Source organism: Thioalkalivibrio nitratireducens DSM 14787 (assembly GCF_000321415.2).
In the GTDB taxonomy this organism is placed as follows: domain Bacteria; phylum Pseudomonadota; class Gammaproteobacteria; order Ectothiorhodospirales; family Ectothiorhodospiraceae; genus Thioalkalivibrio; species Thioalkalivibrio nitratireducens.
In genome coordinates this window covers 1,360,732-1,382,606 of sequence record NC_019902.2, presented here as the reverse complement: position 1 = coordinate 1,382,606, position 21,875 = coordinate 1,360,732, and the positions used below count along the sequence as shown (strand labels likewise).

13 protein-coding genes, 1 tRNA gene and 2 pseudogenes are annotated in these 21,875 nt (G+C 66.4%); 4 read left to right on the top strand and 12 right to left on the bottom strand.

Features of this window, described 5'->3' with window-relative positions; translation table 11 throughout:
- Positions 1 to 410: 410 nt before the first annotated feature.
- Together TVNIR_RS06600 and TVNIR_RS06595 are read right to left on the bottom strand one after the other, a co-directional pair.
- Positions 411 to 3,155 carry a sensor domain-containing diguanylate cyclase gene (locus TVNIR_RS06600; protein ID WP_015258211.1) on the bottom strand — a complete coding sequence of 915 codons (2,745 nt, stop codon included), beginning with the start codon at positions 3,153 to 3,155 and terminating at the stop codon, positions 411 to 413.
- A complete protein-coding gene (locus TVNIR_RS06595) occupies positions 3,152 to 6,784 on the bottom strand; it encodes a hydantoinase B/oxoprolinase family protein (RefSeq protein WP_211263154.1) in 3,633 nt (1,210 codons plus the stop codon). Before TVNIR_RS06595 ends, TVNIR_RS06600 begins: the two co-directional genes overlap by 4 nt.
- Positions 6,785 to 6,921: 137 nt before the next feature.
- On the opposite strand from TVNIR_RS06595, the gene TVNIR_RS06590 reads away from it, so the two are divergent.
- The gene (locus tag TVNIR_RS06590; RefSeq protein WP_015258209.1) at positions 6,922 to 7,716 is read left to right on the top strand and encodes a ceramidase domain-containing protein; all 795 of its coding nucleotides are present in this window, start codon (positions 6,922 to 6,924) and stop codon (positions 7,714 to 7,716) included.
- Positions 7,717 to 7,765: 49 nt separating this feature from the next.
- Here TVNIR_RS06590 and TVNIR_RS06585 read toward each other — a convergent pair whose 3' ends face one another.
- From TVNIR_RS06585 to TVNIR_RS06545, 9 genes and pseudogenes are all read right to left on the bottom strand, one after another.
- Entirely contained in the window at positions 7,766 to 7,999 is a 234-nt protein-coding gene (locus tag TVNIR_RS06585; RefSeq protein WP_015258208.1) for a hypothetical protein, read from the bottom strand.
- A gap of 344 nt (positions 8,000 to 8,343) precedes the next feature.
- Complete coding sequence (locus tag TVNIR_RS06580) at positions 8,344 to 8,568, bottom strand: hypothetical protein (protein WP_157092211.1); 225 nt, start codon at positions 8,566 to 8,568, stop codon at positions 8,344 to 8,346.
- 7 nt (positions 8,569 to 8,575) lie between these two features.
- Positions 8,576 to 11,479 carry an RHS repeat domain-containing protein gene (locus TVNIR_RS06575; RefSeq protein WP_052316623.1) on the bottom strand — a complete coding sequence of 968 codons (2,904 nt, stop codon included), beginning with the start codon at positions 11,477 to 11,479 and terminating at the stop codon, positions 8,576 to 8,578.
- The gene (locus TVNIR_RS20540) at positions 11,460 to 11,777 is read right to left on the bottom strand and encodes a hypothetical protein (protein ID WP_237251847.1); all 318 of its coding nucleotides are present in this window, start codon (positions 11,775 to 11,777) and stop codon (positions 11,460 to 11,462) included. The genes TVNIR_RS06575 and TVNIR_RS20540 overlap by 20 nt, the downstream gene beginning before the upstream one ends.
- Positions 11,778 to 12,103: 326 nt before the next feature.
- Positions 12,104 to 12,322: pseudogene (locus TVNIR_RS20535) on the bottom strand (hypothetical protein); the annotation flags it as partial.
- 903 nt (positions 12,323 to 13,225) lie between these two features.
- A pseudogene (locus tag TVNIR_RS21130) lies at positions 13,226 to 13,502 on the bottom strand (MFS transporter); the annotation flags it as partial.
- Between the two features lie 453 nt (positions 13,503 to 13,955).
- Positions 13,956 to 14,861, bottom strand: a complete 906-nt coding sequence (locus tag TVNIR_RS06555) for a helix-turn-helix domain-containing protein (protein WP_015258204.1) — start codon at positions 14,859 to 14,861, stop codon at positions 13,956 to 13,958.
- A 367-nt stretch (positions 14,862 to 15,228) separates the two neighbouring features.
- On the bottom strand, positions 15,229 to 16,614 hold the full coding sequence (locus tag TVNIR_RS06550; RefSeq protein WP_083499525.1) for an MFS transporter: 1,386 nt from the start codon (positions 16,612 to 16,614) through the stop codon (positions 15,229 to 15,231).
- Between the two features lie 179 nt (positions 16,615 to 16,793).
- Positions 16,794 to 16,870: transfer RNA gene (locus TVNIR_RS06545), tRNA-Val, on the bottom strand.
- A 301-nt stretch (positions 16,871 to 17,171) separates the two neighbouring features.
- Here TVNIR_RS06545 and TVNIR_RS21015 point away from each other — a divergent pair.
- The 3 genes from TVNIR_RS21015 (at position 17,172) to TVNIR_RS06535 (ending at position 20,737) form a co-directional block, all read left to right on the top strand.
- Positions 17,172 to 17,294, top strand: a complete 123-nt coding sequence (locus TVNIR_RS21015) for a hypothetical protein (RefSeq protein ID WP_015258202.1) — start codon at positions 17,172 to 17,174, stop codon at positions 17,292 to 17,294.
- A 151-nt stretch (positions 17,295 to 17,445) separates the two neighbouring features.
- Positions 17,446 to 18,603: a ChaN family lipoprotein gene (locus TVNIR_RS06540; RefSeq protein ID WP_015258201.1), complete on the top strand. Its 1,158-nt coding sequence runs from the start codon at positions 17,446 to 17,448 to the stop codon at positions 18,601 to 18,603.
- A 190-nt stretch (positions 18,604 to 18,793) separates the two neighbouring features.
- A complete protein-coding gene (locus TVNIR_RS06535) occupies positions 18,794 to 20,737 on the top strand; it encodes a M1 family metallopeptidase (RefSeq protein ID WP_015258200.1) in 1,944 nt (647 codons plus the stop codon).
- Here TVNIR_RS06535 and TVNIR_RS06530 read toward each other — a convergent pair.
- On the bottom strand, positions 20,727 to 21,788 hold the full coding sequence (locus TVNIR_RS06530) for a COG3904 family protein (RefSeq protein ID WP_015258199.1): 1,062 nt from the start codon (positions 21,786 to 21,788) through the stop codon (positions 20,727 to 20,729). The two genes, TVNIR_RS06535 and TVNIR_RS06530, sit on opposite strands and share 11 nt — an antisense overlap.
- Positions 21,789 to 21,875 lie beyond the last annotated feature (87 nt).

Here is a 21,875-nt window from a genome sequence, read left to right as displayed (position 1 = left end):
CGAACGCATCCCGGATACCGGGGCTGCCAATACAGGCACCGATCAACCGCGGCTGCCAGGAACCGGCCGTGCGCCCCTTGATCAACCGCGGCGGAAGATTGCGGCGATGCGCCGGAACCCGGCGGGTCGAGCGAGGCCCAGCCCCACGGCATCGTACCCTTCGCGCCCTTCGCGCAGGCATGTTCGGCGTGCAGCCACCCCCCACGTTCCGTCCGGTCGATCGGCCCGTTCATGCTGCTGCCTCCCTGAATCGTCTCCGGATGGACACGCCCGACCTTCAATCGGTTCCCGGCCATCGTGGACAAGCCATCGGCGGTTTCCGTGCAGCGGCATCTCGGCACCGATCCCTTTCACCGGGGATCTCGGGCCGGACACCGGCCTCGGCCCGCCCGAATGCACGCTGCGCCGGTTCAGCCTCCGGCAGCGGACTCGACCGAGCGCAGCACCACGGTATCACGCCCTGCCGCCTTGGCCGCGTACATGGCCTCGTCGGCCCGGCGCAGCAACTCGGGAACCGTGACCTCCACGCCGACGAACATCTGCACCCCGATGCTCGACGTCACGCGATACGGCTCGCCCTTGAGCGACACCGGTGTCGACAGGGCGGCGCGGAGCTTCTCCGCGATACGCCGCGCTTGCTGCCCGGCATCGCCGGCGTCCTGGCTGAGCGGGGCCACGATCACCACGAACTCGTCGCCACCGAAGCGGGCGACGGTGTCGCTCTGGCGAACCTGTTCACGCAGGCGCTGCGCGACCTCTTTCAGCAGCAGATCCCCGTGATCATGTCCCAGCGTGTCGTTCAGATCCTTGAACCGGTCCAGGTCCAGGAACATCAACGCGCCGTGGCAGCGATTCCGCTGGCTGGACGCCAAGGCCTGCTGAAGCCGGTCCAATAGCAGCCGGCGGTTCGGCAGACCGGTCAGCGCATCGTGGAACGCGAGCCTCCGGATCGCCTCCTCGCGATTGCGGCGCTCGGTCACGTCCTCCAACGTACCGAAGGCGCCGGCCAGGCGATCCTCGACGTCCCATCCGGCGCGCGCGGTAATCTCGAGCCAGCAGTACCGGCCATCCCGGCACAGCCACCGGAACTGATCATGACTGTGCCCCCCCTGCTCCAGGGTCATACCGTCGAGCAGCCTCTGCAATCCTTCCCGGTCCCCCGCGTGCACGTAATCGACTAGGCGGGTGCCAAGGCTTTCCGCCACCGGGAATCCGGTGGCCGCCTCCCAGGCCGTATTCAGGAAGACCAACCGACCATCGTTGTCGATCTGGAACGCGACCTCCCGAATATTATCGACGACCTGCCGATAACGGCTCTCGCTCTGGCTCAGTTCGGCAGTACGTGCCTGGACCTGGGCCTCCAGCCGAGCCCGTCGGTGAATCAGGAACTGCACCAGCGTTGCTGCGAGCAGCGTCAGGAGCGTGCCGAGCAATGCCGTCGACCAGCCGATACGCGACGGATTGGCGGCGTGGTACTCCGGCGTCGTCCGCACCTTCAGGACATACCCCCGCCCGAATACGAACAGCGGTTGCGCCAGCACGAACCGGTCGCTCGCGGGCCAGCTTACCGGCAGCGGGGCGTTCAGCGGCTCCAGGTGGGACGAAGACGAGGCCAGATACCGGGGATTGCTGCCCGGCGCGAGCTGGTAGAGTTCGACAACCACCGGGGCGCGCCCCGGATGCTCCCGCGTGACGATCGAACGCAACAAGGCCTCCACACACATCGCCATGATCGCGACTCCGCGGGTCGCGAACTCGGCGTCGCCCCCCCGCCTCACGCCATCCCACTCCGGCCGCGGGACCGCTGCGTATGCGAGCATTACGTCGTCGCCGGCATCGGCGGTGGGCACCACCGAGCTGGCGCTGGGCAGTCCCGTGCGCCGCAACATCGCGATTCCCTGCTCACGCTCGGCCTCGGATGCCATGTCGAACCCGATCAGCGGATGAAACCGGGCGGGTTCGACGAAGCGCAGGGGGAAATGGGTCTCCCGCGGGGATAGAGGTTGTGGCTCGCCATCGGCGTCGGTTTCGAACACCTGGAAATCCTCGACCCCTGCCTCCCGGACATCTGCCTCGAAGGCCGGGAGCTCGTCGCGGGCGACCCGCCGGGCCCAGCCGGCCCCCACCACGTGGGGCTTCGACAACACCGCGCGCGTGAGCACCCGGAAACCCGCCGCGTCGATCGTTTCCAGCTGCTGCAGCGCGTCTGCCAGCGCCTGAAACTGGTGATCCCGCAGCGTGTGGAATTCCTGCATCACTTGTACCGCCTTGGAATCTCCAAGCAGCGTGAACTGCGCGTGCTGGGCCCGCGCCTCGACCGCATGCAGGGTCAGCGACGCGATCAGCGTCATCGCCAGACCGAACACCACGGCCAGCCAGACCTCGACGTTGCGCAGGCCCCAGCGCTGTACCGACGACACCCGGTCGCGGCTTAGGACCACGCTCCAGCCACCCAGTACGATCGCCAGCAGGGCAAACACCGCGACCCAGACCATCGCGCGGGCCCGTTGGACCTCCTCGGCCCAGTCCGCGGCCTCGATGTCGATGCCCAGCGCGACCAGAACCTCGCCGGTGCCGGGGTCGATGACCGGAGCCAGCGCCGTGACAAAACGCCCGTACTCGTCCGAGTAGGGACCGGCCGTGAACCGATACCCCTCGGAGAATACCCGGTCCAGACCTGCGGGCGGCTCGAGGTACGGCGTTCCCGGGGGTGAGTACTGGGGATCGTCAGCGGCATAGGATTCGGGGCCGAACAGCGGCTGACCGTCGCGCAGTGCGATCGTGTAGATGCCGCGCACTCCCGAGACCTCGCGGTAGGCGGTCAGTTGCTGCCGCATGCGCTCGTAGGGCTCGGTGCCGGCATCGGACGCGTCGAACGACAGCATCGCCACCCGTTCCGGATTCACCGTGCGCGCGATCGCCACGGCCTCGGCAAGCAGCTGGCGCCGCAGGTCGGACTCGACACCCTGGGCCCACCAGTGGTCTGCCCAAAACCCACCGACCCCCAGCATCACGGCCCCGAGGAGCAGAATCACGGCCTGGTCCAGCCAGTGGGAGCGCTGTACCCGCGATGCGGACTCGCTCAAGCCCTCCTCTCCCTGCGGGTCTGGCGGCTTGCCGCGTGCCGGCAGCGGGTTTGCGAGCCACGCGCTCATGGCCGTTCGGGCCTGCCGTATCCACCGCCGCCGGGGGTCTCGAGGATCACGCAATCCCCGGCCCGGACCTGGCGCCGGTCGCACGATTCCAGCACTTCGACCGCCCCGTTCGCGCGTTCGATCCGGGTGCTGCCGGTTGCGCCAGATCCGCCCCCGGCCAGCCCGAACGGCGGCACCCGGCGGTGGTTCGCCAGCACGACGAACTCCATCGGTTCGAGAAAACACAAGCGGCGGACCACCCCGTCTCCGCCACGGTCACGACCTTGCCCGCCCGACCCGCGGCGCAGCCCGAACTGCTCGACGCGAACCGGGAAGCGGCTCTCCAGCACTTCGGGGTCGGTCAGGCGCGAGTTGGTCATATGCGTCTGCACGGCATCTGCGCCGGGGAACCCGGGCCCTGCACCCGCACCGCCGCAGACCGTCTCGTAGTATTGGTACCGGGGGTTGCCGAAGGTCAGGTTGTTCATGGTGCCCTGGGCTGCCGCCAGTTCGCCGAGCGCGCCGTAGAGAGCGTCGGTGATGACCTGCGAGGTCTCGACATTGCCCGCCACCACGGCTGCCGGAGCACGCGGAGCGAGCATGCAGTCGTCGGGCATCACGATGTCGACCGGCTCCAGGCAACCCTCGTTCAGCGGAATGTCGTCGTCGATCAGCGTCCGGAACACATACAGCACCGCCGCGTGCGCCACCGCGGATGGGGCGTTGAAATTGTCCGCGCGGACCCTGCTGGTCCCACCGAAATCGACCCGAATACGCTGCCGTTCCCGGTCGACGTCCACCCGCACGCAGACGACCGCGCCGTTGTCCAGCGGATAGCGGAAGGCACCCGGACGCAGCCGGGGGATGACCCTGCGCACCGCCAGCGCAGCGTTTTGCTGCACATGGCGCATGTAGGCCCGGACCGTTTCAGTGCCGTACTCGCCCACCATCCGGCCCAGTTCGTCGACCCCGCGCGTGTTCGCCGCGACCTGTGCCTGCAGGTCCGCCAGATTCTGTTCCGGCTTGCGCGCGGGCCAGCGGCCCCGCGCAAGCCGCTCCAGGATCTCGGCAGTACGGAACGCTCCGGCGCGCACCAGGCACATCGGCTCGATCAGCACCCCTTCCTCGTCCACGCATCGTGAAAACGCGGGCATCGATCCCGGGCTGATGCCGCCGATATCGGCATGGTGTCCGCGCGACGCGACATGAAACAGGATCTCCTGTCCGTCGCCAGAGAACACCGGAGTCACCACCGTGATGTCGGGGAGGTGGGTTCCCCCCTGATACGGGTCGTTCAGCACATAGGCGTCCCCCGGCGCCATCTCGGACCCGAATCGTGCCAGCACCGCGCGCACGCTCGTACCCATCGAACCCAGGTGCACTGGCATGTGCGGCGCGTTCGCTACCAGCCCGCCATCGGCATCGAACAGCGCACAGGAGAAATCCAGCCGCTCCTTGATATTCACCGAATGCGCGGTGTTCTGCAGCGTGTACCCCATCTGCTCGGCGATCGACATGAACAGGCTGTTGAAGACCTCCAGTTGCCCCGGATCACAATCCGTTCCCACCTGGCGCCGCTTCGGTACGGCACGGGTACGGCACAGCACCAGCACCCCCTCGGCCCGGACCTCGGCTTGCCAGCCGGGATCGACGATCAGGGTCGCCGTGTCCTCGATCACGATCGCCGGCCCGGTCAGGATCTGTCCCTGCTCGAACACCTCGCGCCGATACAGCGGCACCGGACCGGTCGTGCCCCGGAAGCAGGCATCGACCCAAGCCGCCGGATGCGGCTCGCTGGCGGCCGGGTGCGAGGCTTCCCGCGCAGGTTGCGCCCCGCGGGCCGCGGCTACGGCCTCCACCACACAGGTGGCGGCCACCAGCGGCCGGTCCTCGAGCACGAAACCGAAGCGTTCGCGGTGGCCCTGACGAAACGCGGCTTGCATCTCGGCGGAAGGCCCGAACGGCACCCCAAACGCGCTGTCGGAGCCCTGGTAGCGGATCTGCACTGTGGACATTACGGTCATCCCGGCATGGCCCAGTGCCTGCGCCTCGAGCTCCTCCACCGCCGCCGTGCGAAGACGTGCGATACAGTCCCGGATCCGGTCTTCGCTGCCGGACTCATCCAGTGGATACTCGAGGCTCTGCTCGCGCAGCGCGCGCACCTCGGCGATGCCCATACCCCAGGCCGACAATACCCCGCCGAACGGGTGTAGCAACACCTCGCGCATACCGAGGGCATCGGCCACCTGGCAGGCGTGCTGGCCACCCGCGCCACCGAAGCAGACGAGTGCGTACTGCTGAACGTCGTGCCCGCGCTGAACCGAGATCTTCTTGATCGCCTGAGCCATGTGCGCGACCGCGATCTCGAGAAACGCCTCCGCCACCTGCTCCGGGCTGCGCCGTGGCCCGCCGCGGGCGGCGATCTCCTCCGCGAGTTCGGCAAAAAGCGCCTGCACCCGGGACCGATCCAGCGGCTCGTCCTGGCGGGGTCCGAACACGGCCGGAAAGTAACCGGGCTGCAGCCGCCCGAGCAGCACGTTGCAGTCGGTGACGGTCAGCGGCCCACCGCGCCGGTAGCTTGCGGGTCCGGGGTCCGCACCGGCGGATTCGGGCCCGACGCGCAGGCGCAGCCCATCGAACCAGCAGATGGATCCACCCCCCGCCGCGACCGTGTGGATGTCCAGCATCGGCGCACGCAGCCGTACGCCGGCGACCTGGGTCTCGTAGACGCGATCGAGTTCCCCGGCGTAATGCGTGACGTCGGTCGACGTTCCGCCCATGTCGAACGCGATGATGCGTTCGAATCCCGCCCGGCGCGCGACCTCGCGGGCACCAATCACACCTCCGGCGGGACCTGAAAGGATCGCGTCCCTGCCCTGAAACAGCCGTGCGTCGGTCAGCCCCCCGCTGGACTGCATGAACTGCAGGCGCACACCCCCCAGGGCCGTGGAGACCCGGTCCACGTGGCGCCGCAGGATTGGTGAAAGGTAGGCATCCACGGTCGTCGTGTCGCCGCGCCCCACCAGCTTGATCAGCGGGCTGGTCTCGTGGCTCACCGACACCTGGCGGAATCCCAGGGATCGGGCGAGGGCCGCGATCGCGCGTTCGTGCGCCGGGTACCGGTAGCCGTGCAGGCACACGACCGCGACGCAGTGCAGGCCATCGGCCAGCGCGCGCTGCAGCCTGGGCCTCAGCTCCGCCAGGTCCGGCGGCTCCAGCACCGTACCGTCCGCGGCGACCCGCTCGCTGACCTCCTCCACGCGGCTGTACAGCAGCTCCGGAAGCTGGATCCTGCGGGCGAAAATGTCCGGGCGGGCCTGGTACCCGATGCGCAGTGCATCGCCGAATCCCCGCGTGATCACCAGCAGTGTCGGTTCGCCCTTGCGCTCCAGCAGGGCATTGGTCGCTACGGTGGTGCCCATCTTCACCGCCGAGATCGCACTGGACGGCAAGGGTTCGCCGACAGCGAGCCCCAGCACATCCCGCACCCCCTGAATCGCCGCGTCCGCGTAGGCCTCCGGGTTTTCGGACAAGAGCTTGCGCGTCACCAGGCGGCCATCGGGCGCCTGCGCGACGATATCGGTGAAGGTTCCACCGCGGTCTACCCAGAACTGCCAGCCACCGCCCGGATCCAGGCTGTGTTCCGTCATCGCCAACTTTGAACCCCTCCCTTTGTGCACCCTTCTACCAGAACCCCTGGTGGCGCGGAAGGCCAGCTGCGTTCGGGCGGGGGCAGGATTCCGGACCCGGACACGCCCTCGGCGAGCACGCGTCTATCATCGACGGAATGAAACCCGACTGGCGCGCCGTCCTGATCATCGTCGCCGTCGCGGCGCTCGTCGGCGGTGCCGCCTATCTGCCGGCGATTCCCCAACCACAGGAATATCATCAGTTCGCGGCAACGGCGACCGTGTTCGGCATCCCTCATTTCGCAGACGTGATCTCCAACCTGCCCTTCCTGGTCGTCGGCCTCACCGGCCTGACCTGGACCTGGAGCCAGCGCCCGCGGCCCGACGGCCCGTTCATCCACGCATCCGAGCGTTGGCCCTATCTCGTCGTGTTCGGCGCCATCGCGCTGGTGAGTATCGGATCCGCCTATTATCACTGGGCACCGACGCATGAACGCCTGTTCTGGGATCGACTGCCGATGAGCGTCGCGTTCATGGCGATCTTCGCGGCAATCCTTGGAGAACGCATCGACCACCGGGTCGGACTCGCCGCCCTTCCCGCGCTAATTCTCGCGGGCACGGCCGCGACCACCTGGTGGCTGCTGAGCGAGCGCATGGGCGCCGGCGACCTTCGCCCCTACGTGATGGTACAGGTCGTTCCGATCGTCGTCGGCATCCTGCTCATTCTGCTGTATCGAAGCCGGTACGACCGCGGCACGGATTTCATCGCCGCGGCAACGTGGTACCTGCTCGCACTGGCGGCCGAAACGCTGGACCACCCCATTCACGACCTCACCGGAGGATGGCTCAGCGGCCACACTCTGAAGCACCTCCTGGCGGCAACGGCCATCTACTGGCTGCTGCGCATGCTCCGCCTGCGCCGTGCGCTGCCCACCCCTCGGCGCCGCCCATGATCCCGGGCCTGGCTCAGGGTACCAACCGCCCCGCGGCCGCTTGCGCGGCCTACTGCCCGGGGGCGTCCCTCCGTTCCTGTCGGTGCCTCGCCGCGTCGTCCACGAAGCGCTGCATCGTTCCTTCGAAGGCCGGCAGTTCCTGGACACGCTGGGGCACACGCGGGGTCGCCTGCTCCGACTCACGGTCGGTCGATCCGGCTCCGGGATCCGCCATATCGCCGAGTTGACGGGCCACGAGCCAACCGATGATCAGCAGCACCAGTACCAGCACGATCACGCGCATCAACGACCTCCATCACTGCCCTGATCAGGACAGTCCCTTTCACGCGTCCACGATCACTGCTTCCGGAGCTGCGCACTCAGGTCCAGAACCACAGGATCGCCATTATGATGGCGACACCCCAGCAAACGAATAACGCCTCCTGATTATCACGAAACCTCCGCAGCGAGTGCGACGCCGTGCGGCATCGGTCGTCATTGCGAGCGTAGCGCGGCAGTCCAGGCGGCGCGGGGAGGACTAACGCCGTTTGGATCGCCACGTTGCTTCGCACCTCGCGATGACGGTGGTTTCGATGACGGCCCGTTCCAATTTGCGGAGCTTCCGTGATAATCATGACCAACCATAATTCATGGCTTCGCACTTCTCCCGCCGCGATACAGCTTAGCCAGATGCATGACGTTATTTATGATCAAATAAACAACGAACAAGCCACTTGCAATAAGGATGACGAGTACAACCATGTCTTCGTAAAAATTCCCCGCGAGCACCGCCCACACCAAGAGCGCAAGAATCCCGGCAAGGACTGGCAACCGCACGACATAGAACCAGAATTCGAAACCAGAGATCAACATGCCCTTGTCACCTAGTCGCATTTGGCCACCAATGCGCTCCTATGGCGCCAGTTGTGGCCGATATCGCCGCATTCGATGGCGCTATCCCGATCTGTACTGACATAGAGCTTCCGAATGGATGGCTCCGGCCTCCTGCCAGAGCGCCCCCGACTCCCGAACCGACCACTGATCCGACGTTGAAATCACTCCGCGATCTACATGGGTCGACTGCTATCGTCACTGCCTGACTTACCGCGTTCGATGCACCTCCCGCTGCCGCTCCTTGTAGTACAGCAGCAAGCATACTACCAGCGCCTGGCAGGGCACCGGCGAGAGCCCCAACAGCAGTATTGATGGTGGCATCACCCAGAGAGCCGCCCACCACGACGGTCCCAACAAACGCGGAAGCTCCCCCAATCACTGCTCCGGGAAGACCGAATTGACCGGTTGGATCGGTCAGATTAGCCGGATCGCCAAGTACATAGCCATAGAGGTTCGCGTCTCCGCCGGCGAACCGGATAGGGTCCTTGGCGGTCCAGCGGCCGGTAGCAGGGTCGTAGTCGCGCGCGCCGAAGCGGACGAGGCCAGTGTCTAGGTCACGGATGCCGCCGGCGAAGCCGAAGGGCTGGAAGCCGGGATTGGTGTCCCGCAGGACGTTGCCCCAAGTGTCGTAGTCGATGCGCTGCACAGTTCCCCCGGTGGCAACGTCGATGACCAGACGCGGACTCCCGAGTTGGTCGGAAAGGATCCGGTAGGTCCGGCCAGCGCGGATCATGTAGGCCGGCACATGAGGCTTGTCGGCATAGACGAACCGGCTCAGGACCTGGCCGCTGGCATCGAGCTCCGCGACCGGATTGAGCTGGTCACCGTACAGGAAGCCCTGCACCAGCAAACCGTCGACACGCTTACCGACGCGCCGGTTGCGGCCGTCAACCAGATAGTTGATCCGAAGGCCGTCCGGAAGCTCCACCCCCAGGAGATTGCCGAGTTCGTCGTACGAATAGTGCGTCACCGCGATCCCCTCGGTGCGGGTGGCCAATTCCCCATTGGCCGTGTACTCATACGATGCTCCGCCGTACGAAATCATCCGATCCTGCTCGTCATAGACGGCGATCGGGGCTCCATTCACCTGCGTACGATTGCCGTTGGCATCGTAGCCGTAGGTAACGGGGAACCCGTTTCGGACGATTGCGACCAAGCGGCCGGCTGAATCGTAGTCATAGGTGGTGCGTTCCTCCTCACCATCGATGGTCAAGAACTGCTCGACCACGCGGCCCAGGGCATCGCGCACGTAGTCGAACCGCGCAACCGGCTCGCCGCCGGCCATGGCGAGCAGACTCTGAATCTCGCCGAAGCCGTTGTAGTCCCAGGTTGTGTTTACCACCCCCAGCGTGCTCGCCACGGGCAGCCCGTTCCGGGCGTCCCGCTCGAGCATCTGGTCACCGGCCCGAAGCAGGAGACCGTCGCTGTCGTACTGAAACGTCACGACGGCGCCATTGACGGACTGCTGGGTGGCCCAGAAGTTGTCGTCGTACCCAAGCGTCACTGACCCCTGAACGGGACCGCTCCACGCCTCGCCGGTGGACAGAAATCCGTCCCATGACAACGCAAGGTCGATTCCGCCCGGGGATGCAATCGATACGGTCTGACCCGTCGATGCGTGGTACCGATGGCGATACTCTCCACGCTCTACCTGCACCGTGTCCAGGCGGCCCGCACCGTCGTACCCGAACCGCAGGATCCTTCCATCAGGCCGGGTGATCTCGGTCAACTTCTGGTCCAGGTCGTATGAATACCGGGTCACCGTCTCGATACCTGAGAGGTCTGGCGGATGGTAGCTTTCCTCCCGGTTCATGGACGTGTACTCGAACAGGTGTGCCTCCCGTCCCGGCGGGTCCAGTGCGGTAAGGTTGCCGCTGGCGTCGTAGATATAGCGGACCTCGCGGCCGTCGGGAAAGACCTGGCCCGTCACACGCCCCGCCAGATCGTGCTCGAAAGTCGTAACGCGGCCCAACGGATCGGTCACGGTCGCGATTTCGCCGGCCTCGTTGTAGCTGAACCCGTACGTCCGTTCCCCGGCCATGCCTTGGCCCCACTGGGCAAGACGTCCGCGCGCGTCGTACCCGTAGACCACGGGCTCGAACCCGGGCGTCGCGTCGGAACGCACGCGGCCACGTGCGTCCAGGTCGACGGTCCGCTCGCGCCCCTCGGGGCTGAGGATCGACCACCGCCGCAGGTCCGACTCGTACCGGGCCTGCGTCACCCGGCCGTTCGTCGTCAAGGTCTCGGTCAACTGGCTGTGGCTGAGTGGGTCGGTGGAATCGGCGAGCAGCGCGGAGCGCTGGTGCGAGGAACCGTGCTCCCGCCCCGATGGGGTACGAACCGACACGCTCGAAGGCACCGGGCTGTTCATGCCGAACCGCGGATCCGGTGTGTACGCAAGGTCCACCCGGGTGCCGTCGGCAGCCACGAGACTGCGCCGCCCATCGGGAAGAAACCGAAGCTCGTCACGACTGCCGTCCGGGTGAACGTTCTCGCGCCGTTTCTCTCCCGCGGACGTCCGCTCGACGAGGAACAGCGTGGCGCGTCCCTCGGCCGAAACCATGCGCGTGCCGTAACCGTCCGTGCGCTCCTCGCGTACGATCGCCCAGCCCCCTCCGGCGGGATTGCGCGCTTCGACCAGGCGACCCGAGGGATCGTAGGTGTAAGCGGACACGAACCCACGCGGGTCGGTGTTCCGGGTCAGAAGCCCTCCGGACCGGTAGTCGAAGCGACGGACCTCCCCTGCCGGATTGGCCACCGATGCCAGATAGCCGCTTCCGTCCACTGCAAGCAGGGTGCGCTGGCTGTCCGGCGCGACGATGGCCACGGGTGTGCCATCCGAGCCCCGCTCAATGCGCGTCCGGTTGCCATCACCGTCCTGCGCCGACATCCAGCAGCGCGAGCCCATCCTCGTGCCCCAGCACCGCGATGATGCGTCCATTGTCCGACGCAATCCACGCCGCCCGTTCCCGGTCGTACCAACCCGCCGGCACGATGCCGCCGGTGGGGAAATCGAGAAAGTTCTCCACGTACACGGGCACGGGACGGTCGAACCGGCCCTCGGTCGCGTTCGCGGCGATGGTCTCGTCCACCGACAGTTCCACCGCGTAGGTATACCCCGACATCCGCGGCAGTTCGCCGGGCATTGCCGCGGGTTCGTTCTCTCCCACCGTGTAACTCGGTGGCACGCACGTTCATCCGCTCCAGCGGCTGCGTGCCGTCGTCCGGAAGCACCAGTTCCGCGCCCGTACCCCCGGAAGGGGCTGGCCATCCCGTGTGCTTGCGCGCCCGCGCACCACGCCCGCGCGATGCTCCCGGATCGCACGGGGTGCCACGTCGCGCTGGACTGGGTTGCCGGCGCTGTAGTGGAGGCATGCAGGCCGGCCACCTCTCCCGGGATCATTGGCGGTGCGATCATCGCAGGATCCGGCGGGAGGGGCTCATCGCCGTTGCCCGGTGCGGCCAGTGGCGTCGGGGTGCTGACATTCCCCGCACGGTCGACCGCCACCAGTTCGAGACTGTCACCCGGTTCGGCCGCGATGGCGCTCCCGAAACTCCCGTCCTCCGCCACAGCTGCGCTGACCGATTCCGCCGTGCGGTGGTGCGTCAGGCGGACGGTTGCACCCGGTTCCGCACTGCCGGCAGAGCCCGTCAGGGCGACCTGCCCCGGGCCATCGGCGGTGATCTCGACCTGGTCGGCCGGAACCGGAAGCGGCAGGGGTGCGCTGCGCACACCGGTATGAGGTCCATCCCGGGCATCCGTGCCGGGCGATTTCCGTCCATGGGTATGCAACTCCCTTGCTCGTTCGGGTCCGATCCCGGCCCAGGGCCCGTTCCCTGGAGGGATCCGAGCCTTTGTAGTCAGAAACGGGGGGCCGTTGCCGGGCGACCGGCGGGCCTGGGAGCGACGGCCCCCACTGCCCCGCGCGGGAACGATCCGCCGAGCACACGTCCACACGCCCCTGTGTGAGTGAAGCAGGGCAACGGGTATCACAACGACTGGTGGATCTCAAACGCACGGGCGCCGGCGTACGGATGCGACATATGGCGACGAACGCGTCTAGAAACAGGCGCGTGCAGAACAAATATCGCGTTCGCCAGACCAAGCCAAAGCTGCAGCAGGCCGATGCCCATCAGCCCGAAGATAGTCGCTGCCTGAGCGGAGACTCACCAGAACCCGAGCCATCGCCCCACCTCCTGTCGCGGCACCATCCGGGCCACCAGGGCCCGGCTGGTCACACAGAGCGGCCAGAGTTCGGGCGACCCGACAATCCGAGGCTCAGCTGCAGCATTGCCTCGACCTGCCGGCGGAGCCCTCGCTCGCGCAGAAACAGGACGATCGGGAGCACGGCCACGAGGAAGAACGCCACTGCGAACGGCCCGCCCAGCGGATCCGTTACGACGCTGTCGGCCGGAGACATCCCTCAACAGACCCAGTGCGAAGGTCGCGGCCACCAGCTTGCCCAGGTACTCCAGCGCCCAGTCGAGACCGGAGCCCCAGCCTTGATGCTCCCGGGGCGCCAGGTCCGGAAGGGGACTCGCGGTGCGCGACTCACGCGATGGCGTAGTCGACCATCACGATCAGGACCGTGCACGGGATGATCAATTCCCGCTCTACGCACTACACCATGACGGCGCTCACGACCGTGAGCAGCCAAGACCCGCGCAGGAACCGCTTGCGCACGTGGCGTCCATCATCGAACCGCCCACCCGGCGGGCGCAGCAGGCAGCACCAGCAGGTAGCTGACAGCCAGCGCGACGCTGCAGAGCAGGTTGCGGAGACGAAAATCCCGTCCATCCTCAACGATGACCCAGGTAACCAGATTTCCGAAAGTCACGGTGATGACCAGCAGCGTGTAGGCCCGCTTGGCGCAGCCGAACATCGCCCATCCGAAAATCTTACGCCTCGTCATCTACATGACGGGGGCGATATGGGGCTCCAGTTCCTTGAGCGGGATCCGGCGGGATGCGCCTCGGCCACCGCGCAGGGATGAAAAAACGTTCTACTGCCCCGATCACCATGCCACACCACCGCCGGAACCTTCAGCGGCGTGACTGAAGACCCCATTACCGAACCCGAACCCTATGCCCGCGTGGGGTCAGGTCTTGCAAGAATATGCCATTTACTCGTTTTGCAAGACCTGACCCCACAATAAATTCCATCACCTGTCCAAAAGATATAACCGTGAACCAAGAAACCGCGATGACCCCCCCCAAAACGGTTGAATTCTTCTACCGAAATCGGGGACACTGCAGCGGTCGCAACGAACGGTAATCATGGACGAGCCGGCGATTACGGACGATGCTCAATCAGGTCGGTACCGTGCGACTGGGGCTCCGGGGGCTTCGTGCTCCTGGGGCCTTCCCTATTCCTCGTGGGAACCGGCGTCCCCGGGCGACCGTTCCGCTGCCCCGCTTACACCGCCCTCGTTCGATGCCGCCCGATGGTTCCGTATCGCCCGGCTCACGGTGGAATAGTGCACGCCGAACCGTTCGGCGATCTCGCGCATCGTATAACCGCCCGAGAGGTAGGCCTCTGCCATGGCGCGCCGCCGATCCGGAATCCTCTCGTATTCCTCCCACGAGGGGGTGAGCGCTTTGCGGTGAATCCGCGGAACCTCTCTGAAATCAGGGGTTGACGAGAATCCATTCCGAACGGCGGCCAGGAATGCCGGGCTCCCGAGTACCGCCGGCGCCCTCCGCGCCCCGGTCAGGTCCGCAACGGCGAGCCCCTGTTCCACGAAGGCCACAAATGCGTCTCGCGCGGCCTGCGGACCGTCTCCGAAGTGTTCTGCAAGCCATCCGGTATCGAGCCAAGGCGGCGCTGTCTGGGGCTCAAGCATCGCCGCAAGACTGCTCCAGCGCCAATCAAATGCCCGTTCGACGAACCCGATGCGCACCGGGGCCAGGATGACGTCACGCACGGCTTCCGGGAGAAAGCGGTTCTTTTCCAAAAGGATCGCCTCATAGCGCCCGCGGAAAACATGCCCCGTACGCTCATGGCGCCGATTCAATCGTTGGGTATACACCCCGTTGAGATGCCGCATGCCCCGGGAAAGATTCGGATCGCGGGTTTCCATTACCAGGCGATAATGATCCTGCAACTGGCACCAGGCGAAACAGCGCCACTGAAAACGGCTGCATACCTCGCCAAGCAAATCCAGCCAGACCTGCCGGTCCTCTGCGTCGAGATAAACAGGATCTCGCGCGTTGCCCCGAGTGCTGACGTGATATACCCCGCCCTCGACCTCGATCCGCAATGGTCTTGCCATGTCTCAGATCATCCTTTCTGAGCCGCGTCCAAATCCTGTCGGACCAGGACGCCGTTTGCGCCTCTAAGGGATACAATGCCCCTTGGCGCCAGCCTGATAGAAATTGCCGCTACAGACCCAAAATACATCAGGCGCAGCCGATACCCAATATTCCCTTGTCGGCTCAACTCGCGAGGACCACGCCCGGATCCACCGGAAGCGGTGATGCATCGACCGTGAGTTGCGGTTCGATACCTGCCCGGAGCCGGGACAGCCGCGCCCGGGACCGATCCTCCGCGACACGGCACCGTTCACACCCGTTTCCGGAAACCGGCCGGTTCGTGTGCCGTTCGAGCGGCCCATCTTACGCTCCCGGTCCCGCCCCTGTTCAGGCACTCGAGTGCGGGAGCCGAACGCGTAGGGTGGCCACCAGTGCCGCCAGGAACAGCAGCATGCAGAACAGGATGGCATTCGCCAGCCCCAGCCAGAGTTGCAGCAGGCCAATCCCGATCAGACCAAAGATGGCGGCGGCCTTGGCAGCCAGGCCCCAAAATCCGAACCAGCGCCCCGCCTCCTCTCGTGGCACCATCAGGGCCACGAGGGCTCGGCCTGCGGACTGTGCCGAGCCCAGGCACAGCCCTGCGATCGCGCCCACGTACAGAAAGACGTGCTGAGGTTCCACCGTGCGGTCCAGCACCGCAGTCAGCCACTCGGCCAGCCGCGGGGTCAGGAAGATCGCCAGCACCGCGATCGTCCACAGCAGGAGCGTGAACCGGTATACCCGTACCGGGCCCACGCGATCCTGCAGCCATCCGAAACCCAGCGCACCGGCGGCCGCGGTCATCTGGGTAATGATGAACATCGTCACCCGCGTGGACTCATCCCAGCGGATCACCTGAGAGCCGTAGATGAACGTGAACGCGATGACGATGTAGATCCCGGCCATCACGAAGAACACCGACAGGAACAGGTCCCTCAGTCCCGGACGGTTACGCAGGGTGCGCAGGCTGCGTGCAACCCGGCGGAACCCGAGGCTCAACTGCAACCGCCTTTCCACCCGCCGCCGCGGCCCACGCTCGTGCAAAAACAGGAAGGTCGGGAGCGCGGACACCAGGAAGAATGCCGCGGCAAACGGCCCCACCCAGCGGATCCGCTCGAAGTTGTCGGCGGACACGTCCCCCAGCAGGCCGAGTGCGAAGGCCGTCGCCACCAGCCCGCCCAGATATCCCAGCGCCCAGCCAAGCCCGGAGATCCATCCCAGACGGTCGGGGGGTGCCAGATCGGGGAGGAAACTGGCGATGAACGACTCACCGATCGCATAGCCGAAATTCGAGATCACGATCAGTACCATGCCGAGCGCGACCAGCCCCGGCTCCACCCAGTACAGCATCGCGGTGGTGAACACTGTGAGCAGCCAGGACACGAGCAGAAAGCGTTTGCGCGAGCGCGTCGCGTCCATGATCGAGCCGGCCACCGGCGCCGCGAGCAGCACGAGCAGGTAGCTCACCGCCAGCGCCAGACTCCAGAGCAGGTTGCCCATCCGGTAGTCCGGCGCATCGCCCACGATGATCCGGGTGAACAGATCCCCGAAGATGACCGTGATGATCAGCAGCGTGTAGGCTTGGTTGGCGAAGTCGAACATCGCCCACCCGAATACCTCACGACGGTTCACCTGCGTGACGGGGGCGATATCGATCTCCAGTACCCTGCCCGGGGTGTAGCCAAATGTGCGGAGTGTACCCCGCGCCACGTCCAGCACTGAATACCGGCTCATGACGAAACGCGGTGCATCCGCCCCGGTGCGGATGGCTCGCGCCGGACCGCGAAGGAACAACACCGATCACAGCATTCCCGGTGCCGCGCCGGCCGTTGGGGCCAACACCGCACAGGCCCCAACGAAAACGAAAGCGGCAACCCGGGGTTCCCCACGGGTTGCCGCTTTCGTTTGCTGTTTGGTAGGCGCGATTGGACTCGAACCAACGACCCCCACCATGTCAAGGTGGTGCTCTAACCAGCTGAGCTACGCGCCTGTCTCGGACAGGCTGCAGATTCTACCGCCTTCCCGGCCGGTGTCAAAGCATTCGTACCCGACGGCCATTGCGCCGTGTCCGTATCCACAGGTCTTGGTCCTGCACCAGCTTGCACGCGCCGCCCCCTGAGCGCACGCCGGCCCGCAATTCTCCGGCATGGTCCCGGACGGCGCCGCTTCCGATCCCTTCGCTCCCGGCCCCGGCGCACACGTCTGGCATCGCGCCGAAATGAATCCCTTGCCGTTGCTGTGGCTACAGGCCTATGCTTGACACTGGTCAACTGTCATAAAGGGGGAAGTGCATGGAGTATGGTGATGTGATCGTTTACCTGACGATCGCCGCGCTAGGCGCGTCGGTTCTGGTCATCGTCGGGCTGCTGATTTTTCTGGTCAAGAAGAGCATGGGAGGGCCACCCGAATCCTGAGCCTTCACCTCCGGTGCCGGCCAACCTGGCCGGCACCGATGCGGCATGCAGGCCCCGGCCGATCGCCCGAATCGCCAGCCCAGGCTGGCCGATCGAACTTCCCTGCTTCGCGACGACTCCCAAGGCCATTGCCAGTGCCTGGAGCCACCCCATGACTCGCAGAATTCGTCGTGCCGGCCCGCTGTCCGGCCTCGTCGTGCTCGCCATCCTCGCCTCGGGTCACGCGGCCGCCGGCTGCCCCGCCCCGGGGCAATGGCTCAGCGGCGACGGAAACCCGCTGGCCACGGACCAGTTGTTCCTGGATCTGGAACAGCCCCGCATCGTACTGCTGGGCGAAACGCATGACCGGATGGAACATCACCGCTGGCAGCTGCATACCCTCGCAGGCCTGCATGCCCTCAGGCCCGGGATGGCGATTGGCCTGGAGATGCTGCCACGCGAGGCGCAGCCGGCGCTCGACGCCTGGGTCGGGGGCGAACTGGACGAACCGGATTTTCTGGAGCAGAGCAACTGGAGTCAGGCCTGGGGCTTCGATCCGCAGTTGTACCTCCCGATTCTGCACTTCGCACGCATGCATGGAGTACCCCTGCTGGCGATCAACCTGGAACGCTCGCTGGTCCGGCGTCTCGCCTCCGAGGGGTGGGAAGCCATTGCGCCGGAGCAGCGGCACGGAATTTCACCACCTGCGCCGGCCACCGAGGCCTATCGAGACTATCTCGACGCTGTTCTGCAGGAGCATCCGGCCGGCGCCATGGACGACCCTGACCTGGATCGCTTTGTTGCGGGCCAGCTGGTCTGGGACCGCGCGATGGCTGCCGGCCTCGCCGATGCGGCCGAAGACTATCCACTCGTGGTTGGGCTGATGGGTTCGGGGCACCTGCAATATCGTTACGGCGTACCCCACCAGCTGGCCGATCTGGGCATCGGCCTCGAACACCAACGCACCCTGCTGCCCTGGAACAGCAACGCCGAATGCAGCGCACCGGAACCCGGAATCGCCGACGCGATCTTCGGCGTCGTGCCGGGAACCGCACACGAACCGCGGCCACCGCAGCTACTCGGTGTACGGATCGAGCCCGACCCGGCCGGAGTGCGCGTCCACTCCGTGCAGCCCGACTCGGTCGCCGACGCATCCGGACTGCAGGCAGATGACATCCTGACGGCCGCCGCGGGCCTTGACCTGGAACTCCCGGGGGATCTGGTCGCGATCATCCGCCGCCAGGCACCCGGAACCATTCTCCCGCTGACCGTGCTGCGCGACGGCGAAACGCGCGAGGTGCTGGCGCGTTTCCCGGCGCGGGTCGACTGAAGCCGTGAAGCTGCTCCGGTGTCGGCCGCTGCGATTCCTGAACGCGTCCGGCAACGTTGCGCGGATCAAGAAATCCGCCTGCGCAGCCCGGCCACGCGCGCCGATTTCGGCACGCCCCGCCCAGCGGATCCGGTTCCGGAATCCCAGCGCGACGGCAGAAGCGATCTCCACAAGCTCCGAGGACATTACGATGCGCGCCGACAGACGCTCATGGCTCTTGCTGCTGACGGTACTGCAGGTCTTGCTCCTGCTGACGGCGACTGCGTCGGCCGCCCCCCCGGCACTGAACATGGACGTCCACCTGGATCCCGATCGCGGTACCGTCGACGGCGAGCTGTCGGTCGATCTGCCGGCAGGCGACCACCGGTTCCGCCTGGACGCGGGTCTAGAGCCCGCGCACGCACTGATCGGCGGCCATCAGCCGCAGGTGAGCCACGCAGGTGGCGATCGCTACCGGATCCACCTGCCGGAAGCCGGCATACTCCATCTTGGCTGGCAGGGCGAGATGCCCACTGACACCCGCGGATTCCTGGCTCCCGACGGCGGATTCCTGCCCCCGGATGCCGGCTGGTACCCACGCTTCGATGGCATGGATGTGTTCCGCCTGCGTATCCGGGTCCGCGTACCGGATCACCAGCGCGCCGTCGCCACAGGGTCGTTGCTCGGTGAACCCGAGTTGCAAAACGGGCGGCGTTCGTCGGTCTACGAACACCCTCGAACCGACGGCATCGTTGTCGCCACCGGACCCTGGCAGGAGCGCACTATGCTGGTGAACGGCGTACGCGTGCGCACGCTGTTTCCCGAATCGCTCGACGCCGCCCATGCCTCCACCTACCTGGACCACACGGCAGAATACCTGGCGATGTTCAGCGAGCGGGCCGGACCCTACCCCTACCAGAGCTTCACGATCGCCGCGTCTCCGATGCCCGTCGGCTTTGCTTTTCCCGGGTTCACGCTGCTGGGTGAACGCGTGATTCCGCTGCCCTTCATCCCTCGGACGTCGCTGGCCCACGAACTGATGCACAGCTGGTGGGGCACAGGCGTGCGCGTGGATTACCCGACCGGGAACTGGTCGGAGGCGCTGACCACCTTCATGGCGGACTACCACCTGGACGAACTGCACGGTCGGGATCGCGAGACCCGCTACCGTTGGCTCCTAGACCTCGCCGCCTTGCCGCCGCAACTCGATCGCCCGCTCGTGTCGTTCCGGGGCGGCAACCAGGGGGCAACCCGGATCGTAGGCTACAACCGCGGCGCTCTGATGTTCCACATGTTGCGCGAGAAGATCGGCGCCGCGGACTTCGACAAAGGCGCCCGACTGCTGCGCGACCGCCACCTGTTCGAAGAGGCCGGCTGGACCGACCTCGCGGATGCGTTCAGCGACGCGGCGGGGCAAGACCTGCGCCCGTTTTTCACCACCTGGGTCAACCGGCCGGGCCTGCCGGAACTGGCCCTGCACTCGGTCTCGCAGGCGCGCGACGTCGACCGGTGGACGCTGAACGCTGTGCTCGAGCAGGTGCAGTCCGAGCCTCCCTGGCCCCTGCGGGTACCGGTAGTGATCGACACCCGCGACGGCCCGCACCGTTCACTGGTCACGCTGGACGAGCGCCGCTCGACGTTCAGTGTCGATCTGGACGCACCGGCGACCGCTGTGACCGCCGACCCGGATTTCGAGCTGCTCCGAAGACTGTCGAATCCGCCCCCGATCCTGCGCACCGCAAGCCTGCATCCCGATACCCGCCTCCTCACCACCCAGGACGGCCTCGAACCCTTTGCGCGGGCGATCCTGAACCGCAGCCCGGAGCGGGCCGAGGCGTTTCGGGAAGATGCACCGTTGCTGGTGATCGGCGGCACCCGCGATGTGGCCGACTGGATGGCCCGAACCGGCATCGCGGAACCGGCGCCGGGGATCGCACGCAGTGGCCATGCCCGGATGTGGACGTTGCCCGGAACGCGCACCGTGGTGGTCAGCGCAAACGACGCAGCCGGCCTGCAGACGCTCACCCGCATGCTGCAGCACCACGGTCACCGCAGCTACCTGGTGCTCGATGCGGACGGCCGCACGCTCGAAGCGGGAGTCTGGGCCACGGATACCGAACCGCTCCGCGTGGACCTGTCCCCCGTCACTCCATAGCGTGTGCCGGTAGCACGTGACCCGTCGCCACGCCGCCACCGGCAACGCACACACGCGACCTGACGTCCCGACGGCTTCGGCGTAACGCCACGTACCGCACATTACGCGGACGGTTCGGGTGCATTGTCCGGGGATGGAGCGCGCGACCGAACAGCAGTTCCTCCGAGCGCAGCACGTCGTGGATCACGCCCGCCTCGCGCAATTCCCGCTGGCTCGGGTACCAGACCTCGTCGTGTCCGGCCTGGAACAGCCGGGCCAGGAATGCCGGGTTCACCCCCTGCCTGCGGAAATGCTGGAGATCCCGTTGCTGCTCGAGCCCCATGTCCGACAACGCCTCCAGGCCGCCGAAGGGCACGGCATACTGGTGAAAACCCAGTCGCGCCTCGTCAGCCAGATACCGTTTCCCGCCCGAAACGAATGCCGTTACGCAGGCGGAATGACAACCGTCGAAGGAATAGGTATCCAGCCCGTGGTGCTCGATCACCCGGCCGACGCTACGACCCGCGGCAATCCAGCCACCCTGGCTGTCCAGAATGATCCCCTGCACCTCCGGCTCGTTGCGCAGCACCCGTCGCAGTTCGCGGGCGGCGCCGTATCCGAGGTAGCCCTCGAAATGGATCAGCTCACCTTCGCCGACCCGGGTGACCGTGAAGCTCCCGTAACGGTCGGGACCGAAGGCGATCGTCAGGATATCGCGATAGGCCGGGGCGGCCAGTGTCATCGTCACCACGGTTCCCGTCACGCTCAACACCAGAACCGCCCGGGCGCTCAGGCCCCAGACGCGGCCCCACAACGCGGCCATGTGCCGGGCAGCGGCCCGCCACACCCCGACGACCTGCCACGGGTAGAGCAGTCCGTAGACGAACGCGACATGCAGCACCGCCAAGCGGGCCACCAGCCTGGGATCGTCGTCCAGGGTCATGGACCCCAACAGTTGCTCGACCAGCGGGCGGCCGGCGAGCAGGAGCAGGTTCAGCCCGACGAAGTTGACCCAGAAGGCCACCGCGAGACCGAGTTCGCCGCGCCAGTGTCTGCCGATGTATTTCACCATTGCGTCTCTTCCACCCCGGGACTACGCCGCCGCCGAGCCGGGTGACAGGGACAGTCGTCGCGGCCCGTCGATCTTCCTTCAGGCCCT